Genomic DNA, 20,234 nt, shown 5'->3' with positions numbered 1-20,234 from the left:
TAAAAGTGCTGCTTCTCTGGCATGGCTGCTGCCGGTCAGCTTATAAGCTGCCACGCAGGAAAGGCTGTAGAGAAACCCCATATCATGGTGATTTACATCGATTTTCTCCCGGATTCGTTTCAGGAAGCTTTCGACCTGAGATTCCGCCGCCTCCTTAAAGCAGGCTTCCCCTGTATATTCATAAGCCAGCCAGATCACGCCGGTCCAGAATCCGGTTGTCCATTCTACGTTTTCTGTCGGCAGATAAAAGCCGCCCTCGCTGTTGGAGCTCTCAAAAAATTCCGTGAATTCCGGCAGGTTGGACCGGACGATCTCCGTGGCTGCGTCCATGTACTTCTTTCTTTTCTCCGCATCCGTTCCCGGATACTGACGGATTCGTTTCATTGTCTGCGCCATATTCTGTCTCCTCTCTCACCGCTCCTCATTTACAGAAGAAACGGGTCTCTCGTTTTCCTTAAATAGGATCTTATTACCGCGTCATAAGCTTCCGCTATGGCGTCCTGCGGATCCAGTTCGACAGGATTTAACTGCAGGGGATCTTTCTTATTATCGTAAAACAGCCGTCTCTGCGTTTCGGACGGAGACGTCCCGTTGTCAACGACATAGGTGATATCCTTCGTTCTGATTCCACGCCAGCCGAACGCCTTGTTGTTTAATCCCAGCTTCCGGTACTCTTCCACCAGTTCAGGCATGCCCGGTATCATACAGAGAAATGCGTGTTCCGGTTCCTCTTCCATGGAGGCCCCACGGGCCAGGGACGCGAAGCTTTTTCCCTGAACCGTATCGGGAACCACCGCATCCAGCAGTTCCAGAAGTGTTGGCATGTGATCCTGGCTGGCGATCAGGGCATCACTGTGCCCCTTTACAACCTGTGGTCCCCTGATATAGAGAGGAATCCTGATGGACTCGTCGTACCAGATGTTCTTTCCCATCAGGCCATGAGAACCCATACAGTCCCCGTGATCGGCCGACAGCACTACGATCGTGTCCTCTGTCAGGCCTTCCCGGTCCAGATACTCCATGATCCGGCCAAAATTATCATCCAGTCCTTCTATGGCTCCGTAGTACTCTCCGAACTTCTTCCGAAATGCCTCATCGGTTCTCAGCTCTTCCGGAACGTTTCCACGGAATACGAGTTCCTTTCCCCGGTAACGGTCCGCATACTTTTCCGGAAGCAGATCATAGGGAGGATGGGGCGGATTCCAGGAGAGGAACAGGCAGAATGGCTTTTCCTTATTCCGGCCGTCCAGATAATCCAGCACAATGTCCGTCTCATGCTCCGGAGACCATTTGGCGCCCTCCTCCTTTTTCGGTTCGTCCTTCCAGTAATGGGGCGACAGATGTTTATCCATCGCTCCGTAGGAATACCAGTAATCAAAGTGATGACGCCGTTCTCCCGGAGGAGTGAAGGCATCCCAGTTCACCGCACCGGATTCCGGCTTCTCGTGAAAGTTCATCTCACTCGCGTCGAGATGGTATTTGCCCACATAGGCAGTCTCGTAGCCATTTTCATGGAGGACATCGGAAATGGTTACCTCCTGCGGCTTTAACATGACGGTCTCATCCAGGCCTATCTTACAGTTGGTCCACATTCCGCAGCAGTACGGATACTTTCCCGTCAGCAGAGATGCCCGGTGGGGCGAGCACAGCGGGTACGTGCTGACCGCGTGGTCAAACGCCATGCTCTCCCCGGCAAAACGGTCCATATGAGGCGTACTCACACGGTCCTCTCCCGCCGCCCCAATGGCCTGGGCGCGCCATTGGTCGGCGAAGATGTATAACAGGTTTTTCTTTTTCATCTAACGGTCTTCTCCAAGGAATGTATCATATGCTTTCTGGTTGATTTCCAGCGCGCGGTCGATGCCTCTGGCCTTCAGTTCTTTGATAAAGGTATCATACTCAGAATCGAAATCATTGACACCGAGAATCCAGGACTGGAACTTTTCATCGACATAAGGCTTGATGCTTGCCATAATGTTCTTATACTCGGTCTCATCATCAGAGGTATACTTTAACGCCATTTTTCCATCCAGGTAAGGCGGAAGAGAATCGTCAAACCACTCATCATGGCCATTGTACAGCTTATTCGCCTCGATTCCGTCTTCCTTCATGGTCGCATACTCGTAGTCTCCATCCTGGCACATGCCGATCCGGTACTGGGCGCCGATGGAACGAAGATATCCGATTGGTGTCAGTTCAGACTGAAGTACCGTGTCGGTAAAGTGTTTGCTGCCATCCGCATCTCTTGTAAAGGTATCTCCCTCGATTCCCCAGTTCATTAAGTCGCTTCCTTCTTCTGTAAAGAAGTAATCCATAAATTTAATCACGGTTACAGGATCCTTGCACTGGGAGGATATTCCCCAGCCCACACCCGGATATCTGGATACACGTTCCTTTACAACACCGTTCTGATCCGCAGGCGGTGCGATGGCTGCCATCTGGAAGCCCGGAATGGTCTCCTGAAGCGTGGAGTTATAGTTTGCCGTACTCACCCAGTCATGGGTACAGCCGCCGAGATCGCCGCCCAGCAGGGTATCTCTGGAGGAAGCGCCTCTCGTGAAGATTTCAGGATCAATCAGTCCTTCCTGGTACCATTTGATCATGTTGGAAACGCCTGTCTTGAAGTTCTCTTCCAGTGGTTCGTATTTCATCTTTCCGTCTCTCGGATAGAATTCAAGGCTGGTATCCCAAAGATACAGATACTCATCCGGCTGCTTCCATCCGGCGCGGTCGAACAGCGGAATCTCGTCCTTTAATCCGTTTCCGTTGGGATCCTCGTTGCGGAACGCATACAGCACATCGTGGAGTTCATCGACGGTGGTCGGTGCCTTTAAGTTTAATTTATCCAGCCAGTCCTGTCTGATCCACCAGAACTCGGCAGCCTTGAGCTCCTGATTTTTCGGAATCTGGTAGATATTGCCGTCCAGAGAGTATGCCGTCTGGCGGAATCTGGCGTCCTCGTCCAGCACCTTCTGGATATTCGGCGCGTGTTCCTTGATCAGATCGTTTAACGGAATCATTCCGCCGTCGCGTCCCAGCTTCTCCAGGGAGGACGCGTCTACGTAGCCGATGATATCGGCCAGATTGCCGGAGCTCATCATCAGGTTAAACGCCTCTTCTTCGTTGGAATTGGAAAGGGAAATGGTTCCCTTCAGACTGACATTCGTTCTCTTCGCGGCTTCCTGCCATACCTGCCAGTTCGAGTCGAACGGCATATTGAAGTTTAAAAATACGGTAAATTCTTTTGGTTCCTTGCTCACGAGGCTGCCTTCCAGCGTCTCCTCTGTCTGGGCCTGGCTGGTGCCAGCTTCCCCTTTTGCCGCCTCTGTGCCGCTTGTTTCGCTCTTTGCGGAACAGCCCGCCAGAGTGCCGGTAAGCATTACTGCCGCCATTGCCGCCGCCATAAGTCTTCTTTTTTTCATTTTTGAAATACCTCCTTTTTGTTGTAACTGCTATGATAAGTTAACCCTTCACTCCTCCAACGGTGACGCCGGTCTTAAAGTATTTCTGTACAAACGGAAATACGATCAGCATCGGTACAATGGCTATGATTATCATAGCATAAATTACCGTGGTTGGAGAACTTAATGAATTCTGTGTTACGATTGCCGCCTCCGAAGCGTTGGCCACCCGGTCTACGATCATCTTCTTTAACAATACCTGAAGGGGCGCCTTCCTGTCGTCATTTAACAGCTGCATGGCCCAGAAGTAACTGTTCCAGCGGTTGATCGCGTAAAACAGTCCCACCGTAGCCAGCGCGGGCTTGGAGAGCGGTAAATAAATCTTGAAAAATGTGATTATATGGTTGGCTCCATCGATAAACGCCGCTTCCTCCAGTGCCTCGGGAAGCTGTTCGAAGAAACTCTTCATAATAATCAAGTTGTATGTGTTGATCGCAAACCCAAGGATAATGGCCGTTCTGGTATTTAACAGGCTGAAATCCTTGAAGGTTAAGTACATGGGGATAATTCCCGCGTTAAACCACATTGTGAATATGGTAAATAAGGTAAAGAACTTGCGGAAAACCAGCTTCTTTTTACTGAGGGCGTAGGCCATGGTCGTCGTAAAGAGCATATTTACCACAACGCCGGCAACCGTGTAAAAAATGGTGTTTCCGTAGGCCAGCCAGATGCCGCTCTTCTTGATGGCTTCCTTATAGCTTGCCAATGTAAAATGCCTGATGGCAAACATGACATCGCCGTTCTCCACGTAATACGGCTGACTGAGCGATGCGATCAGCACGTAATAGATCGGATAGAGCACAACCAGGCTGATTACAATTCCGAGGATCGCCATGCCTGCATTGAATACCTTTTCACCTGTTCCAATTACCTGTCCCTGATGGATTTTCTTATTTTTCATCTCGCGCCTCCTTACCAAAGTGCCGTATCGGAAAGCTTACGGCTTAACCGGTTGGCCAACGTGACAAGTACCAGCGCGACAATTGCCTCAAACATACCGACCGCCGTAGCGAGACCGTAGTTCCCGTTTTCAAATCCCAGACGGTAGGAATAGGTAGCGATAATATCTGCTTTGGCAAATGTAGATGGCTGATACAGAAGGAGGATGGCCTCATATCCTACCTTTACCATCTTTCCGATATTTAACACCAGCATGGTGACAATCGTCGGAAGAATCGCCGGAACGGTGATATTCTTAATCTTCTGCCATTTTCCGGCTCCGTCCACGGTGGCCGCTTCATATAACTGCGGATCGATTCCCATGATGGCTGCAATAAAGACGAGCGCATTGAAGCCTGCGTTCTGCCACAGGGTCATGATCGTGTAGATTCCTCTGAAATACTGGGGCTGTACCATAAAGTAGACCGGCTCCATTCCCAGCTTTTCCAGAATCATGTTGACGATACCGGTACTGGGAGACAGAAAGTTGACCACGATACCACAGACAACGACGACCGATACGAAGTGCGGAAGGAGTGTTGTCATCTGCGTCATCTTGCTGACAAACTTGTTCTTCATCTCCGTAACCGCGACCGCCAGAATTATCGGTATCGGGAAACAGACGACCAGCTGCCAGAAGGAGATCATCAGTGTATTTTTCAAAACCCTCAGAAAATCTCTTCCTGTTAAAAAGGTAATGAAATTGTCCAGTCCCACAAAGGTGCTTCCCGAGATTCCTTTAAAGATGTTGTAATCGTAAAAGGCAATCGCCAGACCGGCCATAGGCTTGTAGGCAAACGCCAGGAACCACAGCACCCCCGGAAGCAGAAGAAGATATAAATCCCAGTTCTTTCTGACTGAGTGCAGGCAGGATTCTTTATTTTTGTTGCCGCCCTGTTGCTTAAACATTTGTAACTCCCCTCTCATATTCAATTAGTGCAGGAATAAATTTTCTGACACGCTCTGATTTTACAAAGCTCATTCCCGCTTCTGAAATCCACTTTAAACCCGTTCATCCGGAAAAGTAAATCACTGTTTTTCAGGTCATCTGCAATAGGATTGCTTTTTTATATTCATTTTTCAACTCATCACCAATTCACCCGATTCGCGCCATATGATTGATTTTTACAGCTCATTCCCTTATACTCGGATTACATGCTTTTAAGTAAGTAAACAAATGGGGGTATACACAATGCAGCAAAAAAATATTTTAATCATCATCTGCGATCAACTTTCCGCCACGGCATTAAGTGCCTACGGCAATACATATTCTTCCACGCCGAATCTCGACGGCCTGGCGGCCAGAAGCGCCGTCATGGAGTATGCCTATACTTCCTGTCCGCTCTGTCAGCCGGCCCGGGCCTCGTTCTGGACCTCGCGCTATCCGCACCAGACCGGCGTGCTCTCCAACCTGCCCGATCAAGGCTTTCCAGCGGTCTCCGACGATATTCCGACGCTGGGAGAACTGTTTTCCCATGCCGGTTATGATTGTGTGCATTTTGGCAAGACTCATGATTATGGGGCATTGAGAGGCTTTAAGGTCATCGAATCCGAGGAAATCCATGTCCCGCGGACGAATCCGGCCATCAAATTCGATTATGAGACGTATCTGGACATCGACACAACGGAAAAGTCCGTCCAGTACCTGTCTTCCCGGCCGGAAGGGCCGTTTCTCATGGTCTCGGACCTGCAGAATCCACACAACATCTGTGCCTACATCGGCGAACACAGCGAAGGATACGGCGATTTCCCGCTGGAGCGGGAGCTTCCTCCTCTGCCGGAAAACTTTGATTTCGACGATATTGCCAACCGGCCGGAATTCATCCAGTATCTCTGCTGCGCCCACAGAAGGCAGCGCCAGGCCAGCGGCTGGAAGGAAGATGATTTCCGCCACTACCTTTACGCCTATTATTACTACCTGTCCATGGTGGACAAACAGATTGGCCAGATTCTCGAAGCGCTTTTAAAAAGCGGCACCGCGGATCAGACTATGGTCGTATTTCTGGCCGATCACGGTGAAGGGATGGCGTCTCACCACCTTGTGACAAAGTACGGCGCTTTTTACGAGGAGACGAACCGGGTACCTCTCTTTTTCGCGCTTCCGGGTGGGGATCAAGCGTCCCGAATCGGCGGCGTAACCTCTCTTCTGGATCTGGTTCCCACGCTTTTGGACTATGCGGAGCTCCCCTGTCCTGACGGACTGGAGGGGATATCCCTTATGCCTCAGATCACGGGAGTAAAAACGCATTCCGACCGGACCGCCGCAGTGGCGGAATGGTACGATGAATTCCGCGATTATACCGTTCCCGGGCGCATGATCTGCGACGAGGATTATAAGTATATCTGTTATCTGGAGCCGGACAGCGAGGAGCTTTATGACATGAGAAATGACAGATATGAAAAAACCAACCTGGCAGGTAAACCGGAGTACTCCCCGATTCTGGAAAAGTACCGTTCCCTGCTTAAACATCATCTGGAAAAGAGCGATGATCCTTTCTTCACCCTAAAGACGGCAGGCACCGGGAGCTACCGCCGCCATCCGCTGGGATTTGAGCATCATCAGGGTCTCAGCGCCGTGGAGAAATACGCCCTGGAGATTAAACGAAAGTAGATGGTCTGACGTTATGTTTTCATCTGGTATCTATAAAAACCGTTTGTATAAAATCCTGATTTCTACCGGTACCATAGTGATTGTCCTGCTTGCGGTGCTGTCGGGCAGCTACCTTCACCTGCAGCAGAAAAGCAGCTATATCCACAACTTATCGAATTCCACGGCGGCGTTGGAGGCCAATTCCAATATCGCCATGAATCTGATCTCGCGTGCAGTCAATGACGTCAGCCGTGATAAGAGCATTACGAAATGGGTCAATTCATCCTCCGCCAACGATTTCTATTTCAATTCCATCACCGCCTTAAAGCAGCTGCGAATCATCACCACGGACTCCTCCATGCTCAATTATGAGCTGGCTGTGACAACGGTAGGTCCGCTGGAATTTGACGGAAAATCGTACGGTATGGTCCTGGACCAGTCGGGGACCGTGGACAGGGATAAATTTTTAAGGCATGTAAAGGGACTGTCAATAGAAGAAATGGAGTCCATGGATCAGCATTTTTCCGCTTCCAACCGGCCCTTTTGCCTGCCTCATTATGAGAATGACCGGCTAAAATCCGTTTACTATATCGTAAAGGATTACCGGTATTCTTCCAGCCTTCTGTGTTTTGTCACGATTCCGATCGAGACGCTTACAGGCTCTGCCAGGCCAGGTCAGTTTCTGCTTTACAGTGACGACCGGCTGCTGGCGGTCAGCCATCGGGAAGCCGATATGGATGAGCTTTTTTCAAATATGATGAGTATGGGTATGGAGGCAGCCGATTCCGGAATCGGACAGCAGGAATTCTTCAAGCTTGGAAAGGACTTGAGAGTATAAAGTTTGTATCACTAAGAAGCCAGTGAATCCCAGTAGATTCCTGACTCATCCTGTTGTTCTTGAATTATTCGCGTTATACGCAATTCCGGCGTTTGCCCTATAAGGCGGAAAAAATGTTTTCGGAAATATTGCATGAGGGCACCTTCCGATACACGGTCCCTTGAAGGGGTTCTCTGGTAACGGAGCTGATTGGATTTGATCTTCCCCATAAAGAGGATGGAAAGACTCTGAAGGATCCCCATTGCTATGCAGGACAAGGCGATATGCATTTCAGTGGCGCGTACCGCTCCCAGGATTCTTTTACGGGCCTTCTCACTTTCAACTTGATCCAAGGGGGCTGGTTCCTCTTTTTTCCTGTAGTAGCTCAGCTTTGGCATATACTTTGACCAGAAATGGTAGCAAAATGCCCCTGTTTGCTGTTTTAACTCCCTGAACATACATTCGATCCGGAACCGATAGCTGTAAAGACGGATGATTGCCAGCGGATCCAGGTTCAGGCTGGTGCTGGCCAGTATGCTTTGGACTCCTCCCATTTCCACCAGCACAAACCGCAGCTCCTGGTACAGTTTTTGCCCCCAAAGCAGGTCAATGCTGTAGTAGCGTATAGTTTCCTGTTTCCCATAAAGTTCCATTTTTGTTTCCCGGAACTGATCTTTATGGGAAATAAACAGTTCCTTCAGGTGGACGGCTGCCCCCTTTTTTGGCGGCCGTCCCCTGCCTGGTTTGCGGGGGGCCGGTTTTTCAAACGCGGTACAGGATTTTTTTGCCTTAGTGATGATTTCCATGCGGGCCGCTGTGCCGCGGTTCAGGCATTCCAGTTTTACCAGCGCGGGCACTGTGAGGAAATACCGGTCCAGAAGAAGCAGGCAATCCCCAAAGACTTCACAGGCACGGTACGCATCCTCCACCATCTGGACAACGTGGGAGGAACTGGAAACCGATGCGCCTGCCCACTCACTGGCACCCTGAAGGCCGTCATGGAGCCGGATACCCAAAGGGATGCAGGCCCAACTGTGGATGCGGCCTGCCAGGATGCCAAGGCCGCCAAACATATGTCCATGGATGTACTTGGGTTTTGCGGAATTTTCAGATTCCTGAAAGAGCTTTTTAACCCCGGGCATCCGGCGTCCTTCCTTAGACTGCTTGACCCCGTCCCCGACCAGGACGTGGAAATCCCCTTCCTGATAGAGGGGAGCGTACTCCCTGACGCAAGAGAACCAACGCAGGCGTATCTCATCTAGGGACCAGGAGGAAGCCCGGAAAAAGTGAAGCATGGAAAGGTAACAGTCCGGGCAGAGAGCCAGGTCACGAATAACCGAGGTGACACCAAGTTTGTCGGAACGCAGCATAAGCCCGACGGTAATAGTAACAAACCAACGGAAAGCGGCTTTACGTGAGAAGCATGATTCAAAATAGCATAAAACTTTATCAATATAATTTATCATAATCGTATGGTCAGCCACGAAAAAGTATGGTAAACTCATACACGGAATAGCTTTTTCGGTGGCTTGTATCTTTCTTAAGTCTGGAAACTTAAAGATACCATAACTCCATTCGAAAAAGCTATTCTTTTATTGAAAACTTTATACTCTCAAGGAAAGGAGTACGTATTTCCTACAAGCCTGCCTGCCATTGGATGGGAAATTGCCTATGTCTATGACAGCTACATGCTGGGTTCCGGCCAGATTGTATTCTTTCTTCTGATTCTGGTCACGGCAGCCTGCATTTTCACCTTTTTAATCGCGCTGCTGGTGGAGGCGCTCTATAAGCCAATCCGGGAAGTCGTGGAAGATTCCATGGATTCCCCTGAGGATGGTAAACCCATCGATGAATTTAAGATTTTACGGCAGAATTCGGAAAAAATAAAATCCTTAAGCAAGACACTGATGGAGGCCATGGACGAGAATGAACGCCTCGCCTCCCAGCAGCAATACCGCCGTCTGCTCTTCGCCCCCCAGCCGGGAGGCCTGACAGAATGCGGAGAAGAGCCGGAAGAGGATTACAGCGTGGTGGTAGTGGAGTTCCAGCCTGTAAATGAGGGCTCCTCCCCCAGCTGTATCGTTATTTTAAAGCAGTATGTCCATGAGTTTACCATGAACGTGCCTGACATGACATTCGTGGATCTGGATTCCACACGGTGCGCCATGATCGTGAAAAGCGGTAATACAGATGAGATTCTCCTGCAGCTCTACGAGCTCCTCCGCTATCTGACACAGAAGCCCGAGGATGAGACGATCAACCAGTGGATTGCCTTAAGCAATCCCAGAAATGGCTTAAACCGGATCTGGCTGGCCTATCAGGAGACGCTGCGCATCCTGGAATACAAGCACGTATACGGCCATACCAATATCCTGACCTTCGAACAGATCCGTTCCGTGGACGCAGTCACGTATTCCTACCCGCTCTCCATGGAGAACCGGATGGTCCACTGTATCGTGGAAGGCAAAGAGGAGGCGCTCCAGATCTTCGATCAGCTGATCCGCACGAACCTGGTAGACAAAACGCTGTCGATCGAGTCGATTCAGAGCTTCGTCTATGTCCTGATTGGCACACTGGGCCGTGTCTTCCAGGAACTGAAGACATCGCCGGAAGCACTTTTAAAAGAAGATATTAATTTTATGTATCTGTATGAACACTGGAGCGATTCGGTCACCATCACCACCTTAAGACACGCAATTCAGGACATTCTGACCGCGGTAAGCTGCCGGGGCGAAAACAACGATGAGAAGCTTCTGAATGAGATGATCCGTTATATCCACACGAATTACACCGACGATATCATGTTAAACGACATGGCGGACCAGTTCAACATCTCCCCCAAGTACTGCGGAATCCTGTTCAAACAGCTGAGCGGCCAGAACTTCAAAGACTACTTAAACCGCTACCGAATCGAAAAAGCCAAAGAACTCCTCCAGAAGGAACATGGTATTAAAATCGCAGAATTAAGCCTGATGGTCGGTTTCAACAGCGCGAACAGTTTCATCCGCGTATTTGGAAAATACACCGGAGTTTCCCCTAAGGCCTACATGGAATCCTTAAAAAGTTCCAGTATTAGTTGATAAAATTTGTAAAAATCCATTACCTGAAAGCGAAGGAGGCTATGGAAATGGCGCAGGTCTGCGTATCGTATACCAGCTCATCCGTTGCAGCGATCATATGCTGGTTGTTGTAATCGGTGTCCGTGAAGATAACGAAGTCTATGAGCTAGAGCGTATACTGTAACATAATTTATAAACAAAAAGAAACGGCAGGCACGTGCCGTTTCTTTTTGTTTGTATAACTGTCTGAATCTTATAGAACATTTCCCAAAATCTTTAATTTCCAGCCGCATAATAAGCATCAATCCCATCCGCGATTCCCTTTGCGATCTTCGCGCGATACTCATCAGTGGCCATCTTTTTATCTTCCTCTGCATTGCTCATAAATCCCATCTCCACAATGGTAACCGGAATTTTGCACCAGTTGATTCCGCTCATGGTATCGGTCTCCTGGACTCCGCGGTTTTTAAAGCCTGTGGTGTCACAGATGCCCTTTACCACGGCCTTTGACAGTGCAGAGCTCTTGCTGTATAAATTTCCATTATAGGGGTTCTTCGATGTCTGGCACATGGTCAGCGCGCCGTGAACACTGGTATCGTTTAAAGAGTTGGCATGAACGCGTACGAAAATATCCGCACCGCTCTTGTTGGCCATCTCGGCCCGCTCTGCGTTGCTGATATTCACATCATCCGTTTCCCGGATCATATAAACCTGATAGCCCCGGCCAAGCAGTTCTTCCTTAAGCTTTAAGGAGACCGCAAGCGTCAGCTTGTATTCGGGGATCCCCGTCGCATTTCCCTGCGTTCCGGAGGCAACCTTGGCCTTCTTCTCCGATGCACCCGGCCCTATCGGTTCTTTTTCTGAATTGCCCTTCGCCTGATGTCCCGGATCGATGGCAATGATCTTGCCGGAACCGGAGCCTGTGACTGCAGGAGCCGTTGTCTCCGGTTCCTGAGCCGGCTGTTCCTTTGACACAAAGCTGGAGGATATGTAACACTCCTGATCCTGATAGATAACACGGCTCCAGCTGTCGCTGTATCCGGTCCGTTTTAAAGCCGTTCCCCTGGAAACCGTAGTGATCACCGCACCGCCCGTTCCCGCGCTCTTTCTGATATTAACCTGACTGCCGGTTACGTATACGGTTTCATCCACCGCCGTAAAGGCGGGAGCCGTCTCCGTAGTTACAGCGGCCTCGTGGGCGCTTGTCCCCGCCTGGCCCCCCGGCTTCTCTGTCCCGTTTTTTTCATTCCCGGTCTCATTCTCAATAGAAACCGCTGCCGTCTCATCTCCATTTTCCAGTGTGATATCACCGGAAGCCTCTTCCAGCGCCGGCACCTCGACCGGTTCATACTTCCTGCCGCATCCGGCCAGTGTCAGGAGGCACACAAGCGCGGTTACGATATAAATTCCGGTTCTTCTCTTCTTATTCACAGTATCGTACCTCCTCCGGCAACGTAAGTATCTGCATAAAACACGACGGCCTGCCCCGGTGTAATCGCCCTCTGAGGCTCATCAAACCGGCATTCCACCAGATCCTCGCCCACTTCCCGGATGGTGCAGGGGGCGCCTTTGTGGCTGTAGCGGATCTTTGCGTTTACTCGCATCTCACCGCCGTGAAGTCCGTCGACCGCCATCCAGTTCAGGCGGTTGCAGCGGAGCGTATCGGAAAAGACATCATCCGAATTTCCAATGACGACTTCGTTCGTCTCCGGCCTGATTTCCGTGACAAAGACGGGATGGCCCATGGACAGGTTTAATCCCTTCCGCTGGCCAACCGTGTAGTGGGTGATTCCTTCATGCTGTCCCAGTATATTGCCATCCAGATCCACAAAGTTGCCTCTCGGCAGCTCTTTTCCTGTGTTTTCTTCAATAAATTTGGCATAATCGTGATCGGGGATAAAACAGATTTCCTGGCTGTCCGGCTTATGGGCGACCTTTAAATTGATCCGGTCCGCGATTTCACGGATCTGATCCTTGGAATAGGCGCCAACCGGCATCAGCGTATGAGCCAGCTGGTACTGCGTCAGATTATAGAGTGCGTACGTCTGGTCTTTCGCCGCCGTAACGGACATTCTCAATGCGTACCGCCCGTTTTCCAGCTGCTCGATTCTGGCATAGTGGCCTGTGGCGATATAGTCCGCTCCAATATCCAGGCTCCGTTTTAACAGCGATTCCCATTTGACATACCGGTTGCAGGCGATACATGGATTCGGGGTGCGGCCGTTCCTGTATTCATCCACAAAATAGTCTATTACATTTTCTCTGAATTCCTCTTTGAAATTCATCACATAATATGGAATCCCCAAATCCCAGGCCACGCGGCGGGCGTCGTCCACCGCGCTTAAGCCGCAGCAGCCTCCGCTCTCCTCCACGGCCTCTTTCTCTTCGTCCTGCCAGATCTGCATCGTGACGCCGATGACATCATAGCCCTGCTCCTTCAGCAGCCATGCTGCCACGGAGGAATCCACGCCGCCTGACATTCCTACTACTACTTTTGGTTTATTCATCGTTTCACATTCCGTTTCTTCTGCCGGCATCCGGTTCACCGCCGGCTTTAATATTCTTCTTCCACTTCTTCCTCACCGATATCTGACTTCGGTTTTTTCAGGCCCTGAATCTCAATTCCGTTCTTCTGGGCGTAATCCCATAAGGCCGCGTGAATGGCTTCTTCTGCCAGTAAGGAACAGTGTACCTTAACTGGCGGCAGTCCGTCAAGCGCCTCACACACCGCCTTGTTCGTTACTTCCATCGCTTCCTGGATCGATTTGCCTTTTACCATCTCGGTTGCCATGCTGCTGGTAGCCACCGCTGCGCCGCAGCCAAATGTCTTAAACTTTACATCGTTGATGATTCCGTTCTCATCAATATCGAGATAAATTCTCATGATATCGCCGCATTTCGCATTTCCTACCGTACCCATGCCGCTGGCATTCTCTATTTCTCCTACATTTCTTGGATGCTCGAAATGATCCATAACTTTTTCTGTATACATTTTTATTTTTCTCCTATTTTTAGTAATATATCGACAATTTACGTAAGCTTATTACCGATTCTGACGCTTTACGAAGTCCTCATATAAAGGTGACATGCTGCGCAGCTTCTCTACGATCTTTTTGATGGATTCGACCACATAATCCATCTCTTCCATGGTATTATCAGAATTCAGCGTCAGTCTTAAGGATCCGTGAGCAATCTCATGAGGCAGGCCGATGGCCAGCAGCACATGGGATGGGTCCAAAGATCCCGACGTACAGGCAGAACCGCTGGAACCGCAGATTCCATCCATATCCAGCATGATGAGTAAGGATTCTCCCTCGATAAACTGGAAGGCAAAGTTCACATTGTTGGACAGCCGGCTGGTTCTGTGACCGTTGATTCTCACATAGGGAACCTCCGCCATCACGCGTTTCATTAAATAATCGCGCAGCTCAGACTCTTTCTTCGTGCGCTCTTCCAATGTGTTCATGGCGATCTCTACGGCCTTTCCAAAGCCAACGATCCCCGGAACGTTCTCGGTGCCGCCGCGGCGCTTCCGCTCCTGGGCGCCTCCATGCACAAAGGAACGCGTCTTGATTCCGGTGCGGATATATAAAAATCCGATTCCCTTGGGGCCGTTTAACTTGTGGCCGCTGGCGCTCATCATATCAATATGATACTCATCTACATTGATCGGAACGTGACCGAAGGCCTGAACCGCGTCTGTGTGGAAGATAATTCCGTGCTCTTTCGCGATCTCGCCGATCTCCTTCACAGGTTCGATCGTTCCGATTTCGTTGTTGGCAAACATAATGGAAATCAGGATGGTGGTGGGGCGGATTGCCTTCTTCAGTTCATCGATTTTGATGACACCATTCTCATCTACGTCTAAATAAGTCACCTCAAAACCGCGCTTCTCCAGATATTCGCATGTGTGAAGAACCGCATGGTGTTCAATTTTACTGGTAATAATGTGATTTCCCTTCGCCTGGTAAGCCTCAGCCGTCGCGGCCAGTGCCCAGTTATCGGACTCGGTGCCTCCCGCTGTAAAGTAAATCTCATTGGTTTTTGCTCCAATGGCGTCTGCAATCGTCTCTCTGGAACGGTTGATCGCCTTCTTGGATTCATTGGAAAACTCGTACACGGAAGATGGATTGCCATAAAATTCCGTAAAATACGGCAGCATCGCGTCCACAACCTCCGGCCGTGTCTTTGTCGTCGCTGCATTGTCAAGATAAATAAATCGTTTCATAATTGTTAGTTCCGCCTTTCTGTAGTCCTAAAGTTAAAAGCTTCATCTACATTTTCTATTATACACAGATTTCCTATAATTTCAATAGGAATAGTTATCGTTTTTATTACAGTTTGGTCTTCCCTCTTTCTGAAAGCTAAGTGAAAAATGTCATGAAGAGGGATCATGATAAATATATTATAATAATTCCCATATCATGGAGTTTTCATGAAGGATTCTTTAAAGATTTCCCAAAAACTTTCGCCAAGAAAATATGCCCTGTTTACGGGCACTCTCCTCCTTACTTCTACAGGGCTCATTACCCGCGTGCTGGGGTTCTTTTACCGAATCTTTCTTTCCAGAACCATCGGTGCGGAGGGACTGGGGCTCTACAACATGGTCCATCCCGTATTCGGCATCTGCTTTGCCCTGTGCGCAGGGTCCATCCAGACGGCCATCTCCCAGTCCGTTGCCGCCAATGTAAGGAAAGGCCGTTCCATCTTCCGGACCGGCCTCGTCATTTCCATGTCAACCTCTTTTGTCCTGGCCTGGCTCATCATCCGGTTCCAGGATTTTCTGGCCGGCAGCATCCTGATGGAACCGCGCTGTGCACCGCTTCTCACCTACATAGCCGTCTCCGTACCCTGCGCCGCTATCCATGCCTGCATCAACGGTTACTATTATGGTATGCAGCGTACCCGGGTTCCGGCATTCGCTCAGGTGATTGAACAGTCTGTCCGCATCGGCGCCGTGTTTCTGATTGCGGATATTATGCTGGAAGCCGGAATCGAGATCACTGTCCAGCTGGCTGTGGCCGGCCATCTGATCGGGGAGATCGCCTCGACCCTCTATACCGTCGCGGCCTGTCAGTTTTTCCCGCCGAAGCTGCCGGATGGCACCTACGCGAAGGATACGGATTCCGACGGCCGCCGTTTTTCGGCCGCGGCCGATTCCTTCCGCCGAACCGCGCCCGCACTCATGACGCTGGCGCTGCCGCTCATGGGCAACCGCCTCATCCTGAATATTCTTTCCAGCGCGGAGGCAATCTGGATTCCCGGTTCCTTAAACCGGTTCGGCTTATCAAGCTCCGAGGCCTTCAGCATTTACGGTGTCCTTACGGGAATGGCTCTGCCATTTATCCTGTTTCCCTCCACGATCTTCAATTCGCTGGCCGTCCTGCTGCTTCCAACGGTAGCCGAGGCCCAGTCGGAAGGAAACGAACGGCGGATCGCAGGCACCATCTCCATGTCCCTGCGCTACTGCCTGTACGTGGGAATCCTGTGCATCGGAATCTTCACCCTGTTTGGCAACGATCTGGGCGTCAGTGTCTTTAAGGATGAAAATGCCGGCTCCTTCATCATGACCCTGGCATGGCTCTGTCCCTTCCTCTATCTGGTCACCACCATGGGAAGCATCTTAAACGGCCTCGGAAAGACCTCCACCACGTTTATACAGAACGTGACGGCTCTTTTCGTCCGCCTGGCCTTCGTACTGTTTGGCATCCCGAAATTCGGAATCATGGCGTATCTGATCGGTATGCTGGCCAGCGAGCTGCTTCTGGCCCTGATGCACATCTTTTCCCTGAAAAAGCAGGTCTCCTTCTCCTGGAATGCATGGGATATGATTGTGAAACCAGCCCTTCTGATGGTGATGGCGATCGGAATCTACTATGCGGCAAGCTCCGTCTGCGATCCGTTCGCGGCGCTTCCGCTGTTTATCAAAACCGGCTTCCACATCCTGATTCTGTCTCTCTGCTATCTTCTGCTTCTGGCCGGAGCCCATTTCTTTAAGAGGGAAATTCAGGCGGAATAAACAGAGTATAGAACAAAGTGCCTTCGGCACTCTCAACTCCCCTGCCCCTCACTCATGAGGGGTTTTGGGGTTTTCCTTTGTCACTTTTTGTTGTAAAATATTCTTATGGATAATAAGAACATTCTTCAAACTATTTTCAGTGACCACTTTGAGTACATACAGTATGTTCTTCGTCCTGGCAAAAATGTTATGGATAATATTAAACGTATGATCCATTGCCAGGATCCTTCTTATGGACACGCTGTCTACGGCTGTCCCCATTGTGGTAAACTTAAATCTGTACCTTTTTCTTGTAAAAGCCGTTTCTGCCCATCTTGTGGTAACATGTATAATCAGAAACGGGCTTTTCGTATGTCCTGCAAGCTCATTTCCTGTAACCACAGACACTGTGTGTTTACGATTCCAGAGGAACTTCGCATCTTCTTTCTTAAGGATCATTCTCTTTTGAATTGTCTTTTTCATGCCGTCCGAGATGTCGTCCTTCGTATGTTTTCTAAACTTAATAAAACTGAAAACTTTACTCCTGGGTTTATTTGCGTCCTTCACTCTTTCGGTAGAGACCTCAAATGGAACCCTCATATCCATGCGCTCATCTCCGAGGGCGGTGCCGGGAATATTACCTCCTGGCGTCCAAACAAACATTTTGATTTCAGATTTTTACGCTTCGCTTTCCGTAAGGTTCTTTTAGAAAAACTTGCGCATAAACTCGGTTCTTCTTTTCTTAAACTTAAAAACCAGATTTACAAGGATCACCCGGATGGTTTTTATATCCGTGCTAAACCCAATCTCTGCTCTCCGGATATCACCATTAAGTATATCAGCCGATATCTCGGACGACCGGTTATTGCTGCCTCCAGAATTGATTCTTATAATGGTGACTCCGTGACATTTCATTACACCAGGCATGAGGATCATAAGACGGTTACAGAATGCCTCCCCGTCATTGACTTTATAAAACGCCTGATTATTCATATCCCTGACAAGCACTTCAAAATGGTTCGTTACTATGGGATTTATGCAAAACATCATAAACAGGAAAAAAATCTTCGGCAATGTTTATCCCCTCAGAAACAACGCTATCTTTCCAGTCTTCTGGATTGGCGTAACTCGATTATTCTGACGTTTGGATATGACCCACTCAAATGTCCGAAGTGTGGCACTTCTATGTTGGTTTTAGAAGTTTACTACAAAAAAACTGCGCTATTTGAACGATTCCGAAAGGTAATGGGTTATGGATAGTTCCATGCCCCTTATTCTTTCTTTGCCGTCAGACAGCGCAGTCTAAACCAAAAACAAAAAACTACATAATCAACGTCGTGGCGAATCACTACATTCGCTCTTTTGTTATGTGATCTTTTATTTCAAGTCCATTATACACTATCTTGGCCGATTTGCGAAGTTTCCTAGAAAGCAAAAAAGGCGGTTACTTCCATGAGAATTCCATCTCCTGGAGTAACCGCCTCTTTTCATCTACTCTTCTTTTTATCTACTCATCTTTTTATCTACTCATCTTTCTATCTTTTCATCTTTTGACATTCCCACGCTCTCACATTCCCGGGCCAATCGACGTAATCATCCCGGTTCCGGCGCCACCGCTGCTTCCCGGTGCGGTCGAAGAGCCAGGCCCTGCCGTGGAATTCGTGTTCTGCGTTCCCGCGGAGGGCGTCAGCGGCGACGGCTCCACTATCGGAATATTATCATTTCCGCCTGGCACCGAAGGGCCGGAGGGCGCAGATGGGTTCTGAGTATTCGAGGAATTCGAGCCGTTCTGTCCCGTGGGCGTGTTTTCAGGTGACGGCACCGATGCCGCCTCCTTAGTCTCGCTCTCCGTCTTTGAGCTGCTTAAATACTTCTTATATATATAAGCGTCCCCGCCCTTATAGGAGATCCGCATCCAGCCGTTGGCCGACTGGCCCGTAACACTGACCTTCTGGCCTGTTCCAAAGCTGGTGAGAACGTCGGACTTCGTCGTATAGCTGGCCCGTACATGGACGGGCTGAGTCACATACATGGTCTTCTGAACCGCGGTTACGGTGTAGACCGGCATAGCCTCTGTCTCCCTGGGCTTCGACTCCTGAGACGGAGCAGATGTTTCCGTCTCGGGCGATGTCTCCGTTTCGGAGGACGGTTCGGGATCCGTCTCATTTTCTATCTTTATCGCATCGGTCTGCGCTTCCGTCGTCACACTCTCACTGGCCGCGCCTTCCTCTGTATTCTTTGTGTCTCCTCCGTTCAAGACAGACGAGCAGGATGTGATCATCACAGCCGTTGTCATTGCCAGGATAATTCCCGGATACTTTTTCATGTCGGTCACCTCCGCCTGATTTTCAGAGTACTCTCCGAAACTCAGCCACAAAGAGGGGCGCAGGGGCGTTTCCGGGAGTTCTCATTCATCCTGGTTCAATACCAGATGCTCTCAGTATATCATCCCGGCCGACGGTGTGCAACATCCGGCGGGCCATCTTATTTTGCATCTTGTTCTGCATCTTATTCTCCATCTTGTTCTGCATCTTATTCTGCATATTATCCTGCATCTTGTTTTTCACCTTATTTTGCAGTACGGTGCCAGATTAAGAAAAATACAGCGCCAAGCGCGCACATTCCTGCCCCGCAGAACATAGCGGCCGGAAGGGCGGCCTGGGCCGCCGCGCCGAACAGCAGATTGGTGACGATTCCCGTTCCCTCCGCCAAAACTGCGTAAATGCTTAAAACGGTGGCGCGGTCTGCTGCCTTTACGTGGCGGTTCTGTATCTCCGTCTGAAGCGGCACGAAAAGACTGGCCGACAGACGAAGCAGCACGACGCCTCCCACCGCAAGCACACCGCTTCCGGTCAGAGCCAGAATCATACAGGAGACGGAGGCTGCGCCAAACAAAAGAAGGGCAAACCATTTCATCCCGATTTTCCTCGTAAATCCGGCCGAACAGACTCCGGCCATTCCGCTTACGGTTACAAGGATATAGATATATCCCATATTAGCCGGCGCTATCCCGCACGCCTCGTATTTCAGCTGGTTTAAAAACACCGTGATGGTCTGGTTCGTCTCCGCCAGAAATGCCATGCCCACCAGAAGGAGCAGGAAGCGTTTATCACTCACCACTTCCTTCAAACACGTCAGGAACCGGCCTTTCACCGGCTTTCTGTCCTCTTTTTCCTTTACTTCCTTTAGCCCGAAGGCCAGCGCCGCCGCGGCCGCATACGTCAATACGGTCAAAAATCCGGCCATCCGGTAATCATCGCCGATAGCGACAGAAAAGATCAGAGCCGCAGCCAGCAGGCCTGCGGTATTTAAAAGGTTATACACGCCGAACACCTGGTGGCTTTCCCCCTCGCGGCATGACAGGTACAGC

16 protein-coding genes and 2 pseudogenes are annotated in these 20,234 nt (G+C 49.9%); 6 read left to right on the top strand and 12 right to left on the bottom strand.

Features of this window, described 5'->3' with window-relative positions:
- The 5 genes and pseudogenes from ACLTD4_RS25850 to ACLTD4_RS25830 form a co-directional block, all read right to left on the bottom strand.
- Positions 1-396, bottom strand: a pseudogene (locus ACLTD4_RS25850) (glucoronyl hydrolase); the annotation flags it as partial.
- 29 nt (positions 397-425) lie between these two features.
- Positions 426-1,799: a sulfatase gene (locus tag ACLTD4_RS25845; RefSeq protein ID WP_117634614.1), complete on the bottom strand. Its 1,374-nt coding sequence runs from the start codon at positions 1,797-1,799 to the stop codon at positions 426-428.
- A complete protein-coding gene (locus ACLTD4_RS25840; RefSeq protein WP_412331665.1) occupies positions 1,800-3,422 on the bottom strand; it encodes an extracellular solute-binding protein in 1,623 nt (540 codons plus the stop codon). It abuts the gene before it with no gap.
- Between the two features lie 40 nt (positions 3,423-3,462).
- Complete coding sequence (locus ACLTD4_RS25835; protein WP_110321584.1) at positions 3,463-4,362, bottom strand: carbohydrate ABC transporter permease; 900 nt, start codon at positions 4,360-4,362, stop codon at positions 3,463-3,465.
- An 11-nt stretch (positions 4,363-4,373) separates the two neighbouring features.
- A complete protein-coding gene (locus tag ACLTD4_RS25830) occupies positions 4,374-5,309 on the bottom strand; it encodes an ABC transporter permease (RefSeq protein ID WP_002601170.1) in 936 nt (311 codons plus the stop codon).
- A gap of 283 nt (positions 5,310-5,592) precedes the next feature.
- Between ACLTD4_RS25830 and ACLTD4_RS25825 the strand changes: the two genes are divergently transcribed.
- Entirely contained in the window at positions 5,593-7,011 is a 1,419-nt protein-coding gene (locus ACLTD4_RS25825) for a sulfatase (RefSeq protein WP_117634610.1), read from the top strand.
- A gap of 13 nt (positions 7,012-7,024) precedes the next feature.
- The gene (locus ACLTD4_RS25820; protein ID WP_412331664.1) at positions 7,025-7,828 is read left to right on the top strand and encodes a hypothetical protein; all 804 of its coding nucleotides are present in this window, start codon (positions 7,025-7,027) and stop codon (positions 7,826-7,828) included.
- An 11-nt stretch (positions 7,829-7,839) separates the two neighbouring features.
- On the opposite strand, the gene ACLTD4_RS25815 is transcribed toward ACLTD4_RS25820, so the two are convergent.
- Entirely contained in the window at positions 7,840-9,312 is a 1,473-nt protein-coding gene (locus ACLTD4_RS25815) for a transposase (protein WP_148511015.1), read from the bottom strand.
- A gap of 90 nt (positions 9,313-9,402) precedes the next feature.
- Here ACLTD4_RS25815 and ACLTD4_RS25810 point away from each other — a divergent pair, with 90 nt between their 5' ends.
- Positions 9,403-10,887 carry a helix-turn-helix transcriptional regulator gene (locus tag ACLTD4_RS25810; protein ID WP_412331663.1) on the top strand — a complete coding sequence of 495 codons (1,485 nt, stop codon included), beginning with the start codon at positions 9,403-9,405 and terminating at the stop codon, positions 10,885-10,887.
- 255 nt (positions 10,888-11,142) lie between these two features.
- On the opposite strand, the gene ACLTD4_RS25805 is transcribed toward ACLTD4_RS25810, so the two are convergent.
- Genes ACLTD4_RS25805 through nifS form a run of 4 tightly spaced genes read right to left on the bottom strand, consistent with a single transcriptional unit; the run spans position 11,143 to position 15,094 of the window.
- On the bottom strand, positions 11,143-12,297 hold the full coding sequence (locus ACLTD4_RS25805; protein ID WP_117634608.1) for an N-acetylmuramoyl-L-alanine amidase: 1,155 nt from the start codon (positions 12,295-12,297) through the stop codon (positions 11,143-11,145).
- Positions 12,294-13,373 (bottom strand): tRNA 2-thiouridine(34) synthase MnmA, encoded by a 1,080-nt coding sequence (gene mnmA / locus ACLTD4_RS25800; RefSeq protein ID WP_117634655.1) that lies wholly within the window; start codon positions 13,371-13,373, stop codon positions 12,294-12,296. The genes ACLTD4_RS25805 and mnmA overlap by 4 nt, the downstream gene beginning before the upstream one ends.
- Before the next feature lie 47 nt (positions 13,374-13,420).
- On the bottom strand, positions 13,421-13,858 hold the full coding sequence (gene nifU / locus ACLTD4_RS25795) for a Fe-S cluster assembly scaffold protein NifU (RefSeq protein ID WP_002601175.1): 438 nt from the start codon (positions 13,856-13,858) through the stop codon (positions 13,421-13,423).
- Between the two features lie 51 nt (positions 13,859-13,909).
- Positions 13,910-15,094 (bottom strand): cysteine desulfurase NifS, encoded by a 1,185-nt coding sequence (gene nifS, locus ACLTD4_RS25790; protein ID WP_055657543.1) that lies wholly within the window; start codon positions 15,092-15,094, stop codon positions 13,910-13,912.
- A gap of 207 nt (positions 15,095-15,301) precedes the next feature.
- On the opposite strand from nifS, the gene ACLTD4_RS25785 reads away from it, so the two are divergent.
- The 3 genes and pseudogenes from ACLTD4_RS25785 to ACLTD4_RS25775 all read left to right on the top strand — a co-directional run bounded on the left by ACLTD4_RS25785 (position 15,302) and on the right by ACLTD4_RS25775 (position 18,124).
- Positions 15,302-16,885: a polysaccharide biosynthesis protein gene (locus ACLTD4_RS25785; RefSeq protein WP_117634606.1), complete on the top strand. Its 1,584-nt coding sequence runs from the start codon at positions 15,302-15,304 to the stop codon at positions 16,883-16,885.
- Between the two features lie 105 nt (positions 16,886-16,990).
- Positions 16,991-17,227: pseudogene (locus ACLTD4_RS25780) on the top strand (transposase zinc-binding domain-containing protein); the annotation flags it as partial.
- A gap of 144 nt (positions 17,228-17,371) precedes the next feature.
- Positions 17,372-18,124, top strand: a complete 753-nt coding sequence (locus ACLTD4_RS25775) for a transposase (RefSeq protein ID WP_243009783.1) — start codon at positions 17,372-17,374, stop codon at positions 18,122-18,124.
- A 307-nt stretch (positions 18,125-18,431) separates the two neighbouring features.
- Here the strand turns inward: ACLTD4_RS25775 and ACLTD4_RS25770 are convergent, their stop codons facing one another.
- Together ACLTD4_RS25770 and ACLTD4_RS25765 are read right to left on the bottom strand one after the other, a co-directional pair.
- Positions 18,432-19,190, bottom strand: a complete 759-nt coding sequence (locus tag ACLTD4_RS25770; RefSeq protein ID WP_117634325.1) for an SH3 domain-containing protein — start codon at positions 19,188-19,190, stop codon at positions 18,432-18,434.
- Positions 19,191-19,432: 242 nt separating this feature from the next.
- Positions 19,433-20,234 (bottom strand): MFS transporter (locus tag ACLTD4_RS25765; protein WP_412331662.1); only part of this gene is annotated, 802 nt, incomplete at its 5' end.

It is taken from the genome of Hungatella sp. (assembly GCF_046966825.1).
The sequence above is the reverse complement of the archived record's forward strand: the minus strand, read 5'-3'. Positions and strand labels throughout refer to the sequence as shown.